General features: G+C 40.6%; 3 protein-coding genes. 2 read left to right on the top strand and 1 reads right to left on the bottom strand.

Annotated elements, in window-relative coordinates; all coding sequences use genetic code 11:
* Positions 1-821, top strand: an 821-nt coding sequence (locus tag B3O33_RS00795; RefSeq protein WP_292362735.1) for a TorF family putative porin, incomplete at its 5' end; no start/stop codon positions are given.
* Positions 822-1,067: 246 nt separating this feature from the next.
* On the opposite strand, the gene B3O33_RS00790 is transcribed toward B3O33_RS00795, so the two are convergent.
* Positions 1,068-1,763: a type 1 glutamine amidotransferase gene (locus B3O33_RS00790; RefSeq protein WP_292359180.1), complete on the bottom strand. Its 696-nt coding sequence runs from the start codon at positions 1,761-1,763 to the stop codon at positions 1,068-1,070.
* Positions 1,764-2,197: 434 nt separating this feature from the next.
* Between B3O33_RS00790 and B3O33_RS00785 the strand changes: the two genes are divergently transcribed.
* Positions 2,198-2,421: DUF1097 domain-containing protein (locus tag B3O33_RS00785; RefSeq protein WP_292362734.1), on the top strand; the 224-nt coding region annotated here is incomplete at its 3' end.

The following is a 2,421-nucleotide window of genomic DNA, read 5'->3' as shown; positions in this document are numbered from 1 at the left end:
GCTCGACCAGTTTTGCAGATTCTGGACAAGCCGAGGTTGGCCCGGCTAAAGCAGCCAAAGAATCAGTGGCATTTGTCGAGTATCTGGATCGTGAGGAAGTGCTCGGCGGCAAGTTCTCAACCTGGGTGGAGTTTGCCTCAGATTATGTGTTTCGAGGTGAATCTGAAACAAATGACGGGAAGATACCATCGTTAAAAGGGTCGATCACATGGACACATAATACTGGTGTTTATCTTGGATATTATCTGGCTAACAACTTATTTCCTGGCAATGATTCAGAGGGCAATAACCCTAAGATTAATGCCATCTGGGGACCCTATATTGGTTACACCACCCAGGATATAGCTGGCACTGGCATCAACTACAACGGTATGTTTTTCCAATACGTGTATCCCGGCGATAGTGATTCAAACTACCTTGAAATGTTCAACTATATTGATAAACAGTTTGGCAGGCTAAACTTGAAACTTGAATATTCTCCTACCATTACCGATTGGTTTGGTGTTGAAGATTTGCAATCACACAATATTGCGATTCATCCCAGTTTTTCGCTTCCAAATGGATTTACATTATCCGGTGGGGTTGGCTATCAGTTTTTTGATAATAAAGGTCCAAATCTCGATGCTAATGGAAATGGCAAAGAAGAACTCGACTGGACACACTGGAATATTGGTATCAGCAGAAATGTGTTCGGTTTTAATGTCGATTTAAGGTATCACGACACTGATATTAAAAAGGGCAAGCACGATTTTTACGGCTTTGATAATAATCACCAGATTGTTGACGAGCGTTACGTAATATCTGTATCTAAATCCTTTTAGGCCTTATTCGTCTTCAAATATTCATAATTGATAAGCGCTTTCAGCTGGAGCATTAGCGTGTTCCTTTGTCGACCGTTAGTAATAGCGGTCGACTTTTTTGCTTATAAATACACAAACGTTTTTATAATGATTTAGTCGATAGGTAATTTTGTTATTTTGCAAAGCATAAATGATTACCTATAAGCGGATACATCATTCAATTTTTCATTTACGGTAGCTCAGAAAGTCGTATTAACAATATCACTTTCATCTATCAGGAATAGATTTCTGATATAACGTATCCAGCAACGCAAATATCGCTTGTTGACTTTGTCTCAGCTGATTGGTGTTATCAAACAAGACTTGTTTGCTTTGTACATAATCTGCTTCTGTTAAACCATTGCTTTCCAGTGCCAGAAATGCTTCTACCGTGCCGGGTTCAGCTTCCAGATGAAACTGTAATGCCCAAACATGTTTGCCGTAGAAAAATCCCTGTGAAGGGGTTATCGCACTGCAAGCAAAAGAAGTGGCATTGACCGGCAATTCAAAACAATCCCCATGCCAGCTCAGAGGGACTAAATCTTCGGGCATCCAGCTGGCGGTTGCATTTGTCTTGCTGACCGGATACCAGCCAATTTCCAGTTGGGTATTGGGATACACCTTAGCGCCTAAAGCGGAAGCTATTAACTGGCTCCCCAAACAAATACCCAGGACGATTCTGCCGACTTCTATTGCCTCACGGATCAGTTGTTTTTCGGCAATCAGCCAGGGATAGTTGGTTTCGTCATAGGTGCTCATTGGCCCACCCATAATCAATAACCAGTCAAACTCATCGACTGAAGGTAAAGGGTCATTCAGATCAAGCCGGAAGGTGAGTAATTGAAAAGGTTTGTCCGCAAACCAATGTCGCATGGAGCCAATCCATTCGCCATCAGCATGCTGAAAGACAGCGACTTTTTGCATTTGCAACTCCACAATATTAAATAAATATCAGATAGCTAAATAAAGTTATCTGTCAAAAGCAATGACGATGGTTTACCACGCTACGAGCATTATGTTCACAATAACGAATAGCTCCCTAAAATCAAAGTACAAACTGATTTTGGCCAACCGTTATTATCAAAATTTCTGTAGAAATGAGCTCATAAAACTTTTAGTAATATTGTTGATCCTTAAAAAAGTATCATTGCGTCAGGCTAAGTAACTGAATTAAAAAATTAAATCTCCAAAAGCCCCGTTTTTGCTTAGTTTGCGCACAACTCTGGTGCAAACTGGTTTACAGCAGCTGATTTATAGGGCTACTATCACTCCGGCAACCCAAAAGAAAATAGAGTTATAAATAAAGTTTTGTCGAGGAACGGGTTGTTAATTTTTATAAAAATCAACGGAGAGAACGTATGTCAAAGTTAACTGCTTTATCAATTAGTATTGCTGTATTAGGTGGCATTTGGGCGTTTCTGGCATTAGGTCCATTGGCCGGTTTTGTTCTGGTTTGGGCGGGATTTATTGCCTGGGCGTGTTTCTTTCATACTGGTGCAGATATGCCAGCATTACAAAAAACCATTGTCGGTATGAGTTATGGTGCTGTGATCGCCGGTATTGCTCTATTATTAGCGACAAC

The sequence above is a fragment of the Methylophaga sp. UBA1464 genome (assembly GCF_002325665.1).
Lineage (GTDB): Bacteria > Pseudomonadota > Gammaproteobacteria > Nitrosococcales > Methylophagaceae > Methylophaga.
Note: the sequence above shows the minus strand (reverse complement) of the source record. Positions and strands in the feature narration are given on the sequence as shown.

What these genes read in the sequence shown, in the direction of transcription:
- B3O33_RS00790 (WP_292359180.1), bottom strand. Translation starts at nt 1,763, where the DNA reads ATGCAAAAAGTCGCTGTCTTTCAGCATGCTGATGGCGAATGGATTGGC.